Annotated in this window: 19 protein-coding genes; 15 read left to right on the forward strand and 4 right to left on the reverse strand. The window is 46.5% G+C overall.

From position 1 onward, the window contains the following. The 9 genes from pseB to ACTRXF_RS06545 all read left to right on the forward strand — a co-directional run bounded on the left by pseB (position 1) and on the right by ACTRXF_RS06545 (position 7,522). Entirely contained in the window at positions 1-987 is a 987-nt protein-coding gene (gene pseB / locus ACTRXF_RS06505; protein WP_474261146.1) for a UDP-N-acetylglucosamine 4,6-dehydratase (inverting), read from the forward strand. A 15-nt stretch (positions 988-1,002) separates the two neighbouring features. Continuing rightward, positions 1,003-2,169, forward strand: a complete 1,167-nt coding sequence (gene pseC, locus ACTRXF_RS06510) for a UDP-4-amino-4,6-dideoxy-N-acetyl-beta-L-altrosamine transaminase (RefSeq protein ID WP_474261132.1) — start codon at positions 1,003-1,005, stop codon at positions 2,167-2,169. A 12-nt stretch (positions 2,170-2,181) separates the two neighbouring features. Next, positions 2,182-2,919: a cytidylyltransferase domain-containing protein gene (locus ACTRXF_RS06515; protein WP_474278292.1), complete on the forward strand. Its 738-nt coding sequence runs from the start codon at positions 2,182-2,184 to the stop codon at positions 2,917-2,919. Next, positions 2,916-3,977 carry a UDP-2,4-diacetamido-2,4,6-trideoxy-beta-L-altropyranose hydrolase gene (pseG, locus tag ACTRXF_RS06520; RefSeq protein WP_474261134.1) on the forward strand — a complete coding sequence of 354 codons (1,062 nt, stop codon included), beginning with the start codon at positions 2,916-2,918 and terminating at the stop codon, positions 3,975-3,977. Before ACTRXF_RS06515 ends, pseG begins: the two co-directional genes overlap by 4 nt. After that, positions 3,974-4,636, forward strand: a complete 663-nt coding sequence (locus ACTRXF_RS06525) for a formyltransferase family protein (protein WP_474261135.1) — start codon at positions 3,974-3,976, stop codon at positions 4,634-4,636. The genes pseG and ACTRXF_RS06525 overlap by 4 nt, the downstream gene beginning before the upstream one ends. Positions 4,637-4,650: 14 nt before the next feature. After that, positions 4,651-5,691 carry a pseudaminic acid synthase gene (pseI, locus tag ACTRXF_RS06530; protein ID WP_474261136.1) on the forward strand — a complete coding sequence of 347 codons (1,041 nt, stop codon included), beginning with the start codon at positions 4,651-4,653 and terminating at the stop codon, positions 5,689-5,691. Positions 5,692-5,955: 264 nt separating this feature from the next. Continuing rightward, positions 5,956-6,228 carry a putative motility protein gene (locus tag ACTRXF_RS06535; RefSeq protein ID WP_474263166.1) on the forward strand — a complete coding sequence of 91 codons (273 nt, stop codon included), beginning with the start codon at positions 5,956-5,958 and terminating at the stop codon, positions 6,226-6,228. 29 nt (positions 6,229-6,257) lie between these two features. Continuing rightward, positions 6,258-6,611 carry a flagellar protein FlaG gene (locus ACTRXF_RS06540; protein ID WP_474263164.1) on the forward strand — a complete coding sequence of 118 codons (354 nt, stop codon included), beginning with the start codon at positions 6,258-6,260 and terminating at the stop codon, positions 6,609-6,611. A 140-nt stretch (positions 6,612-6,751) separates the two neighbouring features. After that, the gene (locus tag ACTRXF_RS06545; RefSeq protein WP_474278294.1) at positions 6,752-7,522 is read left to right on the forward strand and encodes an acetoin reductase; all 771 of its coding nucleotides are present in this window, start codon (positions 6,752-6,754) and stop codon (positions 7,520-7,522) included. A gap of 46 nt (positions 7,523-7,568) precedes the next feature. Here ACTRXF_RS06545 and ACTRXF_RS06550 read toward each other — a convergent pair whose 3' ends face one another. Beyond that, positions 7,569-7,784, reverse strand: a complete 216-nt coding sequence (locus tag ACTRXF_RS06550; RefSeq protein WP_474278296.1) for a hypothetical protein — start codon at positions 7,782-7,784, stop codon at positions 7,569-7,571. A gap of 101 nt (positions 7,785-7,885) precedes the next feature. Between ACTRXF_RS06550 and ACTRXF_RS06555 the strand changes: the two genes are divergently transcribed. The 4 genes from ACTRXF_RS06555 to dgoD all read left to right on the forward strand — a co-directional run bounded on the left by ACTRXF_RS06555 (position 7,886) and on the right by dgoD (position 11,499). After that, positions 7,886-8,644 carry an IclR family transcriptional regulator gene (locus ACTRXF_RS06555; RefSeq protein ID WP_474278298.1) on the forward strand — a complete coding sequence of 253 codons (759 nt, stop codon included), beginning with the start codon at positions 7,886-7,888 and terminating at the stop codon, positions 8,642-8,644. A gap of 127 nt (positions 8,645-8,771) precedes the next feature. Next, the gene (locus ACTRXF_RS06560; protein WP_474278300.1) at positions 8,772-9,410 is read left to right on the forward strand and encodes a bifunctional 4-hydroxy-2-oxoglutarate aldolase/2-dehydro-3-deoxy-phosphogluconate aldolase; all 639 of its coding nucleotides are present in this window, start codon (positions 8,772-8,774) and stop codon (positions 9,408-9,410) included. After that, positions 9,407-10,354: a 2-dehydro-3-deoxygalactonokinase gene (locus ACTRXF_RS06565; protein ID WP_474278302.1), complete on the forward strand. Its 948-nt coding sequence runs from the start codon at positions 9,407-9,409 to the stop codon at positions 10,352-10,354. Before ACTRXF_RS06560 ends, ACTRXF_RS06565 begins: the two co-directional genes overlap by 4 nt. Then, positions 10,351-11,499: a galactonate dehydratase gene (dgoD, locus tag ACTRXF_RS06570; RefSeq protein WP_474278304.1), complete on the forward strand. Its 1,149-nt coding sequence runs from the start codon at positions 10,351-10,353 to the stop codon at positions 11,497-11,499. Before ACTRXF_RS06565 ends, dgoD begins: the two co-directional genes overlap by 4 nt. A gap of 20 nt (positions 11,500-11,519) precedes the next feature. Here dgoD and ACTRXF_RS06575 read toward each other — a convergent pair whose 3' ends face one another. The 3 genes from ACTRXF_RS06575 to ACTRXF_RS06585 are packed head-to-tail and all read right to left on the reverse strand — an operon-like array spanning position 11,520 to position 13,359. Beyond that, entirely contained in the window at positions 11,520-12,344 is an 825-nt protein-coding gene (locus tag ACTRXF_RS06575) for an alpha/beta fold hydrolase (RefSeq protein ID WP_474278306.1), read from the reverse strand. Positions 12,345-12,350: 6 nt separating this feature from the next. Beyond that, positions 12,351-12,647: a hypothetical protein gene (locus tag ACTRXF_RS06580; RefSeq protein ID WP_474278308.1), complete on the reverse strand. Its 297-nt coding sequence runs from the start codon at positions 12,645-12,647 to the stop codon at positions 12,351-12,353. Between the two features lie 19 nt (positions 12,648-12,666). After that, positions 12,667-13,359, reverse strand: coding sequence for an aspartate/glutamate racemase family protein (locus tag ACTRXF_RS06585; protein WP_474278310.1), 693 nt, complete (start codon positions 13,357-13,359; stop codon positions 12,667-12,669). A 559-nt stretch (positions 13,360-13,918) separates the two neighbouring features. Here ACTRXF_RS06585 and ACTRXF_RS06590 point away from each other — a divergent pair. Beyond that, on the forward strand, positions 13,919-14,182 hold the full coding sequence (locus ACTRXF_RS06590; protein WP_474278312.1) for a hypothetical protein: 264 nt from the start codon (positions 13,919-13,921) through the stop codon (positions 14,180-14,182). A gap of 147 nt (positions 14,183-14,329) precedes the next feature. Next, complete coding sequence (locus ACTRXF_RS06595; protein ID WP_474278386.1) at positions 14,330-14,926, forward strand: class I SAM-dependent methyltransferase; 597 nt, start codon at positions 14,330-14,332, stop codon at positions 14,924-14,926. Positions 14,927-14,984 lie beyond the last annotated feature (58 nt).

Genomic DNA, 14,984 nt, shown 5'->3' on the forward strand with positions numbered 1-14,984 from the left:
ATATTGGAATTTGAAAATAAAACAATTTTAATTACGGGCGGTACTGGTTCTTTTGGCCAAGCGTTTATTAATAATATTTTAAATCTTAATGTGAAGAAAGTAATTGTTTTTAGCCGGGACGAACTTAAACAATATGAAATGAGCCAGGAATTTACTGATTCAAGGGTTCGATTTTTCATTGGAGATGTTAGAGATAAAGACCGGTTATACCGAGCTTTTGAAGGAGTGGATATAGTTGTACATGCTGCAGCTATGAAGCATGTAGGAGCTTGTGAGTACAATCCTTTTGAAGCAGTGAAAACGAATATTAACGGGGCTCAAAACATTATTGAAGCAGCTATTGATTGTCACGTCAAAAAAGTTATTGCATTAAGCACTGACAAGGCGTGTAGCCCGGTTAATCTGTACGGAGCAACTAAATTAGCTTCAGATAAACTATTCGTAGCAGCTAATTCGTATGTAGGGGAAAAAGAGACGAAATTTTCTGTAGTGAGATACGGTAATGTAGTAGGAAGCAGAGGAAGCGTAGTGCCATTTTTTGAAAAAATGAAGCACACTGGTATTATACCAATTACTGATGAGCGTATGACAAGATTTTGGCTGACTTTAAAGAATGGTGTTCAATTTGTGTTGGATAGTCTGGAACGAATGCATGGAGGAGAAATATTTGTACCGAAAATTCCAAGTATGAAGGTTACGGATCTAGTTAAAGCTATTGCTCCAGATTGCAAAATCGAATTAGTTGGTATAAGGCCAGGGGAGAAGCTTCATGAAGCGATGATTACAGAAGACGATGCCAGGCGTACGTTAGAATACGATACATATTATTTAATACAACCAGAATTTCCTTGGTGGGGTACTGAAGGCTTTTATAAAGGCTTGCCACTAGAAGAAGGGTTTGGCTACATTAGTAATACGAATGAAGAATGGCTGACCGTAGAAGAACTGAGAGAGCAACTTAATTATAAAGAAAGCATCAAAAAGTAAGGGAGGTCTAAATAAATGAGTTATACGCGCGATAGCTATCTCCCTTATGGAAAACAATGTATTGATGAAGAGGATATCCAGGCTGTTGTAGATGTCTTAAGAAGTGACTACTTGACCACGGGTCCTAAAGTAAAACAATTCGAGGACGAATTTGCAGCTTATGTAGATGCAGCTTATGCTGTATCTTTTTCTAATGGTACAGATGCTCTTCATGCAGCTTGTTTTGCTGCAGGGGTTGGTGAAGGTGATGAAGTTATTACTACGCCTATGACGTTTGTCGCCAGTGCCAATTGCATTTTGTATCAAGGAGCGAAGCCAGTTTTTGCAGATATTAAGGAAGACACATATAATCTTGACCCTGAACAGGTGAAAAAGAAAATCACAAAGAAAACAAAAGCTATTATTCCTGTAGATTTTACTGGCCAGCCTGCAGACCTGGAAGCGATAAATCGTATAGCGGCGGAAAATGCTCTTATAGTTATTGAAGATGCGGCTCATGCAGTTGGAGCATTGTACAAGGATAAGAAAGTAGGGGCTCTTAGTGACATGACTATGTTTAGTTTTCATCCTGTGAAACATATTACCACAGGGGAAGGTGGAATGATTACTACAAATAATCGTGATTACTACGAGTTTCTTTTGCAGTTTCGTTCTCATGGAATTACTCGCGAACCAGCGAAATTGGAACGAAATGAAGGGCCCTGGTACTATGAAATGCAATTTTTGGGTCGGAATTCGCGAATGACAGATATTCAGGCTGCTCTAGGTGCTAGCCAATTAAAAAAAGCAGATCAATTTATAAAGCGCCGAAAAGAAATTGTTGCTTCATATAACAAAGCTTTTGCAAAAATAGCATGTGTGACGCTCCCTTTTCAAATGGCAGAGGGTGAATCAAGCTGGCATTTATACATTATTCGTTTAAACCTTTCCATGTTGACCGTTGGACGACGAGAAATTTTTCAAATACTTCAAGAGAAGAACATTGGAGTAAATGTTCACTACATTCCTGTCCACTACCAACCTTACTACCAGGAAATAGGTTACGGAAGAGAAAGGTATCCAAAAGCTGAAGCTTTATACGAAGAAATGTTATCATTACCTCTTTTCCCTGCTATGAGTGATCAGGATGTTTTGGACGTAAGTAATGTTGTAGAAGAAGTAGTTCAACAATATTCAAGATAGAAGGTGCTCCAGGTGAATACAATTGGTATTATTCAAGCTAGAATGGGCTCCACCCGCCTGCCGGGGAAAGCACTTCGAAATATTAATGGAAAACCCTTATTAGCTTATGAGGTGGAACGGTTACAACAAAGTACAAAGATTGATCATATAGTTATAGCGACTACTGTAAAGGATAAGGACGCCCCCATTATTAATTTTTGTGAGGAATACGAACTTCCTTTTTATCGAGGTTCTGAAGAAGATGTGTTATCTCGTTATTATGAAACAGCTATTTCGTATAAAGCAAACCAAATTGTACGAATAACGTCTGATTGCCCGTTGATTGATCCTGAAGTAGTAGATGAGATTATAAGTACTTTCGAGAATGGGAGGTATGATTATGTTTCAAATACATTAACCCGCTCCTACCCGAGAGGAATGGATGCTGAAATATTTACTTTTGAAGCTTTAGAGAAGGCTCATTTGGAAGCAGAGAAGTCATTTGAACGGGAGCATGTCACTCCTTATATTTATTTTCACCCGGAACTTTTTAATATTCATGAAGTAACTTATAAAAGTGATCAAAGCAGTTATCGTTGTACTGTAGACACGATAGAAGACTTAGAATTAGTTGAGCAAATTCTAGCCGCATTTTCATATGAAAGTTGTAAGTTTTATCTAGAGGACATACTAGCATTAATGAAAGAAAAACCGGAATTAACTGCTATTAATTCAGCAGTAGAGCAAAAGAAAATTCAGGTGAAGCCATGAAGAAAACGGCAGCTATAAGAGTAGATGGTTCTATAGAAATAGGAACTGGCCATGTTATGCGTTGTTTAACCCTGGCAGAAGAATTAAAAAAGTATATGTATGAAGTGATATTCGTTATTAGTGATCATCCGGGGCATCTAGAACAATTAATAAATAAAAAAGGGTTTCAAGTTCTTAAAATAGAAAAGCCTAAAAATAATATTAATAACTGGTTGCTCAGCACTCAAGAAGAAGATGCGGAAAAAACGTTTAAATGTTTGCGCAAGTTCTTTCCGATAGACCTTCTTGTGGTTGATCATTATGCGATAGACTATCGTTGGGAAAGTAAACTTAAGAAAAATGTAAAAAAACTTTTGGTAATTGATGACTTAGCTAATCGAAAGCATATATGTGATATATTACTTGATCAAAATTATTATATTGATACGAAAAAAAGATATCAAAGATTAGTAAGTGAAAATTGTGATTTACTACTAGGTCCTTCCTACGCACTTTTAAGAAAAGAGTTTAAAGAAGTGAGAAAGATTGTCTCGCCTCCTAAGAGAAGTGTAGAAAGAATTTTGGTGTTTTTTGGGGGGAGCGATCTTACTGATGAAACTGGTAAGACAATTGAAGCAATAAAAAGGTTGAAACGTTCTGATATTGTAGTTGACGTAATTATAGGTGTGTCTAACCCACGCAAAATACAAATCCAAAATAAAATAGAAAATATTCCTAATATGAATTATTTTTTTAATGTATCAAATATGGGGGAATTAATGAGGAAAGCAGATTTATTTGTCGGGGCTGGAGGCAGCACGACGTGGGAAAGATGTTGTGTAGGTCTAGCCTCTATTGTTATTAATGTTGCTGAAAACCAGGTGGAAATTAGTGAAAACTTAGCAAATTTGGGTGCGGTAACTAATATGGGTAGAAGTACAAATGTGAGTGTAGAGGATATAGAGCAAGCTTTAATCAATTTAATTGATAATTATACATATCGCCTTCAATTAATCAAAATAAGCAGGCAATTGAGTGATGGAGAAGGCGTACAAAGAGTGGTGCAAAAATTAAAATGAAAAGTTATGATATTACAATTGTTTCCGATAAAAAGAGTTGGAGTAATTCATATATTTTTGAGTTGAAAAATAGACTTTTAGATAAAGGACATAATGTAAGTTGGATTCATGACCTCGCTCTTATTTCAGAAGGAGACATTGTTTTCTTGTTAAGCTGCGAAGAGTTGGTAAGTTCGTCAACTTTACAAAGAAATCTTCATAATATCGTAGTTCATGGTAGTGATCTTCCAAAAGGAAGAGGATGGTCTCCAGTAACTTGGCAAATATTAGAAGGTAAGAATGAAATTACAATGTGCCTTTTTGAAGCATGTGAGACTGTAGACAGTGGACCCATTTATTTGAAAGAAAAAATATTTTTTTCAGGAAATGAATTAATTGATGAAATAAGAGAAAAACAAGAGAAAGTCATAATTGATTTATGTATCAAATTTATAAATGAATATCCAGATATTATAAATGAGGGCGAAAAACAAAAAGGAACAGCTAGTTATTACCCTAAAAGAAAACCAAAAGATAGTGAACTAAATATTGATGAAACGATAGCAAGCCAAATAAGACTTTTGAGAACCGTAGATAATGAAAAATATCCTGCTTTTTTTGTTTATAATAATGAAACATATTTGATAAAAATCGAAAAAGATAATAGAGGAAAGAAATAGAGGGGGGTCAAAAATTGAATGCTTTTAATTTAGAAGGAAGAAAGATAGGAGATGGGGAGCCTCCATTCATCATTGCAGAAATGTCAGGCAATCATAATCAATCACTTGAAAGGGCTTTACATATTGTAGAAGAAGCAGCCATGGCTGGGGCTCATGCATTAAAGCTGCAAACCTATACAGCAGACACTTTAACTTTAAATGTAGATTCGGAGGATTTTTACATCAGTGATTCTAATAGTCTATGGAAAGGAAAATCCCTTCATAGTCTTTATCAAGAAGCTTATACTCCCTGGGAGTGGCATGAATCAATCTTTGAAAAGTGTCGGGAACTTGGAATGATACCATTTAGTTCACCGTTCGATGAAACGGCAGTCGATTTCCTGGAAACTCTCAAGATCCCGATGTATAAAATCGCTTCTTTTGAGAATACCCACTTGCCGCTAATTGAAAAAGTAGCTAAAACAGGGAAGCCGATGATTGTTTCTACAGGTATGGCTTCAATAGAAGAATTAAAAGAAACTGTGCAGACGGCAAGAAATGCAGGGTGTCAAAACCTAATACTATTAAAGTGCACAAGTACTTATCCGGCAACACCAGAAGATACCAATATTAACACTATTCCTCATATGGGTGAGCTTTTCAAATGCCAAGTAGGCCTTTCGGATCACACTATGGGTATTGGAGTTGCTACAGCTAGTGTGGCTCTAGGAGCTACAGTAATCGAAAAACACTTTACGAATTCCAGGGCCGATGGGGGCGTGGATGCAGATTTTTCTTTAGAACCAATGGAGATGAGTATGCTAGTTAAAGAAACAGAACGAGCTTGGCAAAGCCTTGGCAAAATCACCTATGGTCCCACTGAGAACGAAAAAGCTTCTTTAAAATTTCGTCGCTCAATTTACGTTTCCCAAGATATTGAAACAGGAGAGTTATTTTCGGGAAAAAATTTAAAAATAGTACGTCCGGGTTACGGGTTAGCTCCTAAGTTTTTCAACCAAATTATTGGACAAAAAGCTTCAAAAAATTTCACCAAAGGAGAGCCATTAAAATTATAGTTTTTTAATAAAATTTAAATTTCACATTATGTATCAATTAATGGGCTAGAAAAAAAACTCATTAACGTTCGCGTTACTCATTTAGAGAACCGTTTCTACGCCCCCCTCCAGGAAATTTTTTAATTCTCGTTAACCCCTAACGTCAAGAAGCTGCAGGAGGAACTGGAGCAGCAATTTCAGCCGTACTTATTATCTTAAGCTTCAACACTACACTCCCACGAATTTCTTCCGATATTATAAATAAAGAAGACACTTTTTACCAACATGAACATACATCTAGAGGTTCTGACGCCCCAGGGCCTTTTTTATACTTTTAATTGGAAAGGAGGTGATGATATCGATGTCGGCAGTGTTTCAATCCTAAGCAGTCAACTGCAGGCGCAGCAGCAGGCGAACATATCGCTCATGCGCCAGTCGATGGAAACGGCGTCGAAGCAGAGCGCCGAGCTGCTCGATGACATGGCTGGCGGCAACCAGGCCGGGACGATGCAGAGCGTCGTTTCAGGCAAAGGCCAGTCGATCGACGTAAAGGGATAGGGATCATCCCAGGAGGAGGTAGGCGGGAGATGGATGTTTCTATTCGATCAGCCGGCGGCGAAGGTGCTTCGTCGAAGCGGGAGACAGGCGTTATGGATGCTTCAAAAGTAACGCCGAATGAATTGGTGGCAGCAGAAACCAATTCCGCGCTTCACGTGACAAAGAAGGAAGTGGAAAAATCATTCGAAACGTTGAGTGCGATGCTCGACCCGCATTTAACACGGTTGAAGTTCAACGTGCACGAAGACACCGACCGGGTGTACGTGCAGGTGATCGACCGCGAGACAGAGGAGATCGTGCGGGAAATACCGCCCGAATCACTTCTTGATTTTAATGCTTCGATCCTTCGCCAGGCCGGGCTGGTGGTAAACGAAAAAGGGTAAATGAAAAGCGTCTTCCTCCGGGGAGGCGTTTTTAATTTCATGATTAAAGTTTTGATTCTTTAGTCGTAATTAAGGTTTATGGAAAGGGGCGAAAAGGTAAGGGTTATTAGTTTGAATCTATTACATGGAGGGTGAGAGCAATGAGTAAAACGGCGGTTGTAACGGGGTCGGGGCAGGGGATTGGGAAGGGTATTGCGACGCGATTGGCGAAGGATGGATTTAATCTCGTGATCAGCGACATTGATAAGGAGAAAATGGAGGAAACGGTGCAGGCCATCAAAGACAGTGGCAGTGAAGCCTTGGCTGTGGAAGCCAATGTAACTAGCAGGCAGGACATTAACGATCTTGTGAAAAAAGCCGCCGATCATTTAGGAAGCGTCGATGTGTTCGTAAATAATGCCGGTATTGATCATGTTGCTCCGCTATTAAAAGTAGAAGAAGAAGACATCGAGAAAATTTTCGCGGTGAATGTGAACGGCGTTATTTTTGGCATTCAGGCAGCAGCCGAACAGATGAAAAAACAGGGCGGCGGCAAAATTATTAACGCGTGCAGTATTGCCGGCCATAAAGGCTTTCCAATGCTTGGTATTTACTCGGCCACCAAGTTTGCGGTTAAAGGTTTAACGCAGGCCTCCGCGCAGGAACTGGCGCCGGACAACATTACCGTTAACGCCTACTGCCCAGGTGTGGTCGGGACGAGCATGTGGGAGCGCATCGATGCCCGGATGGTTGAAGAAATGGGGCTCGAAAAGCCGGGTGACGCATTTGAGAAATTCACGGCCGGCATCGCTCTGGGGCGTCCGCAGACGCCGGAGGACGTAGCGAATTTCGTTTCCTATCTTGCGTCGCCGGACTCAGATTACATGACCGGTCAGGCAGTGCTGATCGACGGCGGAATTGTGTACAACTAATAATATGTATAAATCAACTGCGTCTATCCTCCAGGATAGGCGCTTTTCATTCCTCTTCCCGAAACTCCCGAAACTTCCGTACGGTATTAACACAGAGAAGCAGAGCAATTACTGTTGCCACACTTACCATGCTTACCATGCTGGGAGGCTCTCCTGCAGATAGACCGTCGATGCCGATCAGCATCGCAAACATCACAGCAAAGTTGCCGAGAATACTCGAGATCAAATTCCAGTGCTCATCCACAAACATGCGGGAATACATACAATACTCCTTCCTTACTTTTCCATTTACCGTGTAGTTTTATACTAACATACCGGGAAAATGTGCTACGATGATTGCAGTACTGAAAGGAGGAAGGTGGCATGAACACAAACGGAGTCCAGTCCGTCGACCGAGCGCTCCAGATCATCGACCTATTGGCCGAATCGCCGGAAGGCCTTGGAGTCACGGAACTTGCGAACCGCCTTGATGTTGCCAAAAGCACGGTGCACCGACTGCTGGCGTCTCTTCTGCAGAAGGGCTACGTGAAGCAGGGACGCGGGCGCGATGTGTATACGCTCGGGTTCGCCTTCATGGAGATGGGCGAACGGGTGGCGGAATCGATCGACGTGCGAAAAGCCGCTTCGGCCGTTCTTCACGATTTGGCCCAGGCGACGGCGAGTACGGTGCACCTCGTGCAGCTCGAAGGCGCCCAGGTCGTTTACATTGATAAAGTGGAAACGTACGCGCGGCTGCGCCTGTTTTCCCGCGTGGGCCGTAAAGCGCCGCTCTACTGCACCGGCGTCGGCAAAGCGCTGCTTGCGTTTCAGCCTCCGCACGTGCAGGAAAAGCTGGTGGACGCGCAGGAGATGATACGCCACACCCCGCACACCATTACGTCTAAAGAAGCGATGACGGTCGAGCTGAAACAAATCGCGGAAGAGGGTATATCCTATGACCGGGAGGAGCACGAGCTCGGCGTTACCTGTGTGGCGGCTCCGATCTTTGATTTCCACCGGCGGGCGGTGGCGGCGGTGAGTGTAACGATGCCGCATATGAATGCAGAAACAATCGACTGGGAAACAACCGTACAGCAGGTGCAGCGGGCGGCGGCAGCCATATCACGGGAGCTCGGCCATTAAAAAGAACGCTTTCAATCTACTGCGCGCTCTGCTACACTGTAAGCAGTAATTTCCGTAAGAAACTTTCTTTTTAATCATAATACGGAACATTGTTCCTTAATAAGGAACAAAAGGAGGCCGAACGGCTATGAGTATTATTCAGACGATTGAACAGGAGAAAATAGTGCCGATCATCCGCAGCAGTGATAAAACGCAGCTGCAGCAGGTAATTGAATCGTTATATGCGGGCGGGGCCCGCGTACTCGAGGTGACGATGAATACGCCGGGAGCGCTTGCGGCGATTGAATGGGCAAAAGCGACCCACAGCGATCTGCATATAGGCGCCGGCACGGTTCTCGATGCGGAATCCGCGCGCACGGCGATTTTATCCGGGGCGGAATTTCTGCTTGCGCCGACGCTGGACGCCAAAACGATTGAAACGGGCAGCCGCTACGGCGTTCCGGTCATTCCGGGAGTGCTCACGCCGACCGAAATTCTGCAGGCAACTGAAGCCGGGGCGGAAATGGTGAAGATTTTCCCAATACGCGCGTTCGGTGCATCCTATTTGAAGGATGTGCACGGGCCGCTTCCGCACGTACGTGCGATGGCAGTCGGCGGTGTGTCGCTTGATAACATGCAGGAGTACCTGCAGCACGGCTGGCACGCAGTTGGTCTTGGCAGCCAGGTGGTGGATCCGAAGGCTATTGAACGCGGGGAGATGAAGCAGCTGACCCGTAACATGGAACAGGCACGGGCGCTACTCCGCGAAGGAGGCGGAAGCCGATGAACGTCATTGTCATTGACGGCGGCACGACCAACACCCGCCTCCGGGTCGTGGATACCGAAACGCTTAAGGTTAAAAAGCGCATATCGCTCGATCAGGGCGTGCGCAATCAGGCGATGGAGCAGGACTTTTCGCTGCTCGAGCGGCTGATTGATAACGAGCTCGACACGCTGACCGCCCAGTTTACGTTCCGGGATGTGATTGGCTACGGCATGCTGACGGCAAACATCGGCATGCGCGAAGTGCCCCATGCCCCGTCGCCGCTTACGATGGAGGAACTCGCCGAGCGTACGGTGCACGAGCGCTACTATGCGCGGCGCTGGCACTGGATCACCGGCATGAAAAACGGCGAAGAGCCGGTGGATGTGATGCGCGGCGAAGAGGTTGAAGCATTCGGGATGCTTTGTCATACGCCGGCCGAAGGCAGCGGCCTGATCCTCCTGCCGGGCTCGCACACCAAATACATCCGGGTCGAAGACGGCTCACGTCTGCTCAGCTGCACGTCCACCCTGGCCGGAGAAACGCTCTCGGCACTGCGGGCCTCCACGATTTTATCCGATTCGGTCGGACCGAAGCTTGTGGAAGCGCTCGAGCCGGAGGTGCTGATGGAGGGCTGGGATCTCGCGGAAACGGAAGGGTTTACGCGGGCGGCGTACTACGTGCGTCTGCGCCATTTGTTTGCTGATTACACCGAAAACGCCCGGGCAAACCTGCTGCTCGGCGCGGTATTGTACGAGGATATGAAAGCATTCGAACGCGCCGCTGCCGGTGCCGGTTGGATATATCTCGGCGGTCACGGAGCGATGCAGGAGGCGTACCGGCACGTGCTCGAACAGAAGCAGGAGCGCCCCGTCCACGCCTTTACGAAACAGGAGCTTGAAAAAGCGTCGCTGCAGGGGGCCCTGCAGCTGGCAAATATCGAACAGACGAAAGGGGAATCCCGATGAAAATCCGATCCTATGAACTATTTCAGGTGCCGCCGCGGTGGCTGTTTCTAAAAATTACGACTGATGATGGCCTTGAAGGCTGGGGAGAGCCAATTGTGGAAGGACGGGCCGCTTCCGTTAAGGCGGCCGTTGATGAGTTGATGGAATACATGATCGGGGAAGACCCGATGCGGATCGAGGACCACTGGAACAAGCTGTACCGCTCCGGGTTCTACCGCGGCGGGCCGATTCATATGAGCGCGCTTGCCGGCATCGACCAGGCGCTCTGGGACATTAAGGGCAAGTTTTACAACGCTCCGATTTATGACCTAATGGGCGGCGCCTGCCGCGACAACATCAACATCTACTCCTGGATCGGCGGCGATCGTCCGAGTGATGTCGGCGCTGCGGCGAAGGAAACCGTGGATTCCGGCTTTCGGGCGATTAAAATGAATGGCACGGAGGAAATGCAGTACATTGATACATTCGATAAGGTGGAAGAAGCGGTCGCCCGGGTGGCGGCTGTGCGTGAAGCGGTTGGCACAGGTGTCGGCATCGGCATTGACTTTCACGGGCGCGTGCACCGGCCGATGGCGAAGGTGATCGCCAAGGAGCTTGAGCCGTACCATCCGATGTTTATCGAAGAGCCGGTACTGACCGAAAACATGGAGGCCCTGCAGGAGCTGCGCCAGCATACGCACATTCCGATTGCGACCGGCGAGCGCATGTATTCGCGCTGGGAGTTCAAAAACATCCTGGCGAACGGTTGGGTCGATATTATTCAGCCTGATCTGTCGCACGCCGGCGGGATCACCGAAGGCAAAAAAATCGCCACCATGGCAGAAGCCTACGACGTGGCGCTTGCGCCGCACTGCCCGCTCGGCCCGATTGCGCTTGCCGCCTGCCTGCAGGTGGACGCGACGAGCCACAACGCCTTCATTCAGGAGCAGAGCCTCGGCATTCACTACAACCAGAGCAACGACCTGCTTGACTATATTGAAGACAAGAGCGTGTTTGCCTATGAGGACGGCGCGGTGAAAATGCCGCAGGGACCGGGTCTTGGCATCACGATCAACGAAGACTACGTGCGCGAGCGCGCCAGGGAAAGTCACAACTGGAAAAACCCGGTGTGGCGGCATAAAGACGGCACAATCGCCGAGTGGTAAACAAAGGATCCAGCACGCTCTCATCGGAGAGTATGCTGGATCTTTTTTATTCCTCGCGCAGAAAGTCGGTGATACAGGCGAGCAGATGCGCCGGCGCGTCCTCCTGCACGAGATGGCCGGCTCCCGGAATGAGTTCCAAGCGGGAGCCCGGTATGGCAGCATGCAGCGTATGGGCGCGGTCCACACACAATCAAGGCAGGAGCAGAAACATCACCGTATAGGAATTCAATCTCGTCAGTGTATTTTTGGTCAGCCTGCGCCATCTGCCGGTAAAAGGCGTGCTGGCCGTCAGCACCGAGCCACGGTGCTTTAATGCCCGCGAGCGTTTCCGTAGGCATCGGTTTATAGGCAGCGCCCTGCACATAGGCTTCAGTCATCGCTTCGTGAATGAAGGCCGGAATGCCCTGAAAGGCTTCCATATGACTCGCCACGTGGGTAAAAAACGAAGAGCCCCATGGTGCCACGGCGACGGGGTCGATCAGAATTATTTTTTGAAACGGGCGTTCGTTTAACAGATGAGTACGGAGCACGGTCGTGCCGCCAAAGTCATGGCCGATAATAATAGGGTCATCAAGGCCCCAGGCGTTCAGCAGCTCGTCCAGGATCTGGTTCTGCACGCCGAGCGAAACGTCCTGCCCGTCACGCTTTTCCGACTGCCCGTATCCAAGCAGGTCATAGTAGTAGACGGTGTATGAGCGCTCGAGGGTAGGGATCAGGTGGCGCCAGTTGAACGACGACCACGGCGTGCCGTGGACGAGCACGAGCGGCGGGCCGCTCCCCTGCACGTCGTAACGGATATTTCCATACGCGGTGTGGATTTCTTTTGTTAAGCTCCAGTGCTGCATGAAAACTCACCCCTTTGAAGTTTTTAATGCTTTTTGGATGCCAAGGAGACATATACCAGTGCCGGCACCGAGCCATACCATGGCAGCGAGAAACACGAAGCTGAGAGCCGTGATGGGGTTTGAAGCTTCCCACCAGCCGTAGGCAGCTGCAACGGCAGCAGCCAGCAGAAGAAGCACACAAAAAATAGTCACGACAAGTTTTGGGCGCCGTCGGTTGCGGGCGAGCAGTCGGCTGAATACAACTAGAAGCGCAGCAGTTAAAAAGACTGCGCCCATTACGCCGTAATGCTGAAACCATTCCATGATCATTCCTCCATAGCGTTTAGTTGTCGAGTGCCTTGTTCACCGCTTCGAGGGCGTGGACGCGGGTCGTATCGATCACTGGCAGATCCGTATCCTCCGAAGTGATCAGCATGCCGAGCTCCGTGCAGCCTAAAACGATACCCTCTGCCCCGTTTTCCCGCAGATGTGCCATCGCCTCGAGCATATAGCTTTTGGATACTGGGCGGATGATACCCTGGCAGAGCTCTTCAAAAATAATGCGGTTGATTTCTGTGCGTGCATCGATACCGGGGACCGTGACCCCGAGCCCTGCTGCCTGAAGGCCGCCCGTGTAAAACGTTTCCTCCATCGTATATCTGGTGCCGAGCAGCCCAATGCGGGTGAGGTTCTGCCGCCGGATATCACGAGCGGCTGCTTCAGCAATGTGCAGCACCGGCACATGTATGTACGATTCGATTATTTCGATGACTTTGTGCATCGTATTGGTACAGAGAACGATAAAGTCGGCGCCGCCCCGTTCAAGAGCTTCGGCAGCTTTCCCAATTTGTTCTCCGGCAGCTTTCCAGCTCCCTGCGGCCTGCATTTGTTCAATCTCTTCAAAGTCGACGCTGTACAGGAGACACCGGGCCGAATGCAGGCGGCCGAGCCGGCGGTTTACCTCCTCATTAACCAGCTGATAGTACAGGGCGGAGGACTCCCAGCTCATGCCTCCGAGCAGCCCGATAGTTTGCATAGCCTTCACTCCTTTTCCAACGGTGTTTTTTCTGCCGTTACATGCTTAATATTATCATTTTATTACGCTTAATTTGCGCACTATACAAACTATGTTATGATTAAGGTATTAGTAAATAGCTTTAGTATAAAAATGGAAACTGGATTTTAGCTCAAGGCGGTCAGCATTATGGACAAAAGCGCCTTTCAATGCGCTGCATGCAGATGAAGCGATATTTTGGCTTATACGAATGATCATATACGATAAACGAGAGCCTGAAAAGCCTGTGTCTGTATTTCTGCGACCCGAGCTTTGAATAATGAGAAATACTTCTTGAGACAGAGTGGCGGGAATCTTCAGACATTAGCGCTGACAGATAAGCTGCAGAGATCAATACCTCTCTGTGGTTTTTATATTCATATGTATTAAAGACCGACCAGTCCGATTGCCAGCATACAATATAATACATCGGCAGTAGTTGAAAAGAAGAACGCTTTTCTTCGCAGCCAGTACTAAGAAGGCTTCTTAGTGCTGGCTTTTTATCTGCCGGACCAAATTTTATAGAAAAGAGGCTGAAACAATGACTGCTCCTTCGTTTATATACTGCTACAGTTCAAAAGAACGCGAAGTAATTGCCGGCCGGCGTGAGGACATGAACATAGACGGATGGAAGCAGAAAGGATACACGATCGTAGAATGCAGTAATGAAGAGGAATTGTACGAAGGTGTAAAAGAGTTTCAGGCAAATGAATGGATTGTCACTATTATGTCGAACCTCTCGCTGTTTGAAAAATTTCTGCGAGAATCGTCCGCCGTAACAGAAAGCAGAGATGAAAACAGGTAATGATTTTATCGATAAAGATATAAGGGGCTGCTCTCACCACTAGGTAGCTTCTTAATGACGGGTGTAATGATAGACAAGCGAAAAAGTGGGTGCTATAGTAGGTTTGATTAAAGATAATAAGAATCTTTAATATCTTTGTTAATTTACTTGCGAGAAAGGGGTAGAAAGATGACGCATTATCACCCTCACTCATTATCCGAAAAAAAAGCCTATTTGGACGGAAAAGAACGGCGGGAGGCTCTTCCTCCGGAAAAAGTGCTTGAAAGTATTACAATTCATACTTCTGACCGCGTGCTGGATTTAGGAGCCGGGACAGGATACTTGACGCTCCCGGCGGCAGAAAAAATGAAAGGACAGGTCTTTGCGTTTGATCGCGATCTGGAGATGCTTGAACTTATTGAAGCCAAGGCGGGTGAGAATTCTCTTACCAATATAAGCACTGTGCAGGGGGAGATGAATCAACTGCCGTTTTCCAATGCATCTGTGGAAGTGGTTCTGGCTTCGCTCGTGCTGCATGAAGCTTCGTCCCTTGCGCTGGTTCTCGAGGAAGTGCAGCGGGTACTTGTACCGGGCGGACGCCTGGTAATAGTGGAACTGGAAGATTACCCATCCAACGCACATCAGGCACCGCGCATTTCCCCGGAACAGATGGAGAGGATGGTCATCGAGGCCGGGATGCTTGTAACCGGGCGGTCCTTCCCGGCAAAAGGGTTTTATAAAGTAATAGCAGAAAAAGACGCATAGATAATAACTTCAAGAAAAACTATATTCTCATTTGACATTTTCACAAATTTCCTCTATA

This window comes from Marinococcus sp. LNHM3E3-2.2 (genome assembly GCF_056034385.1).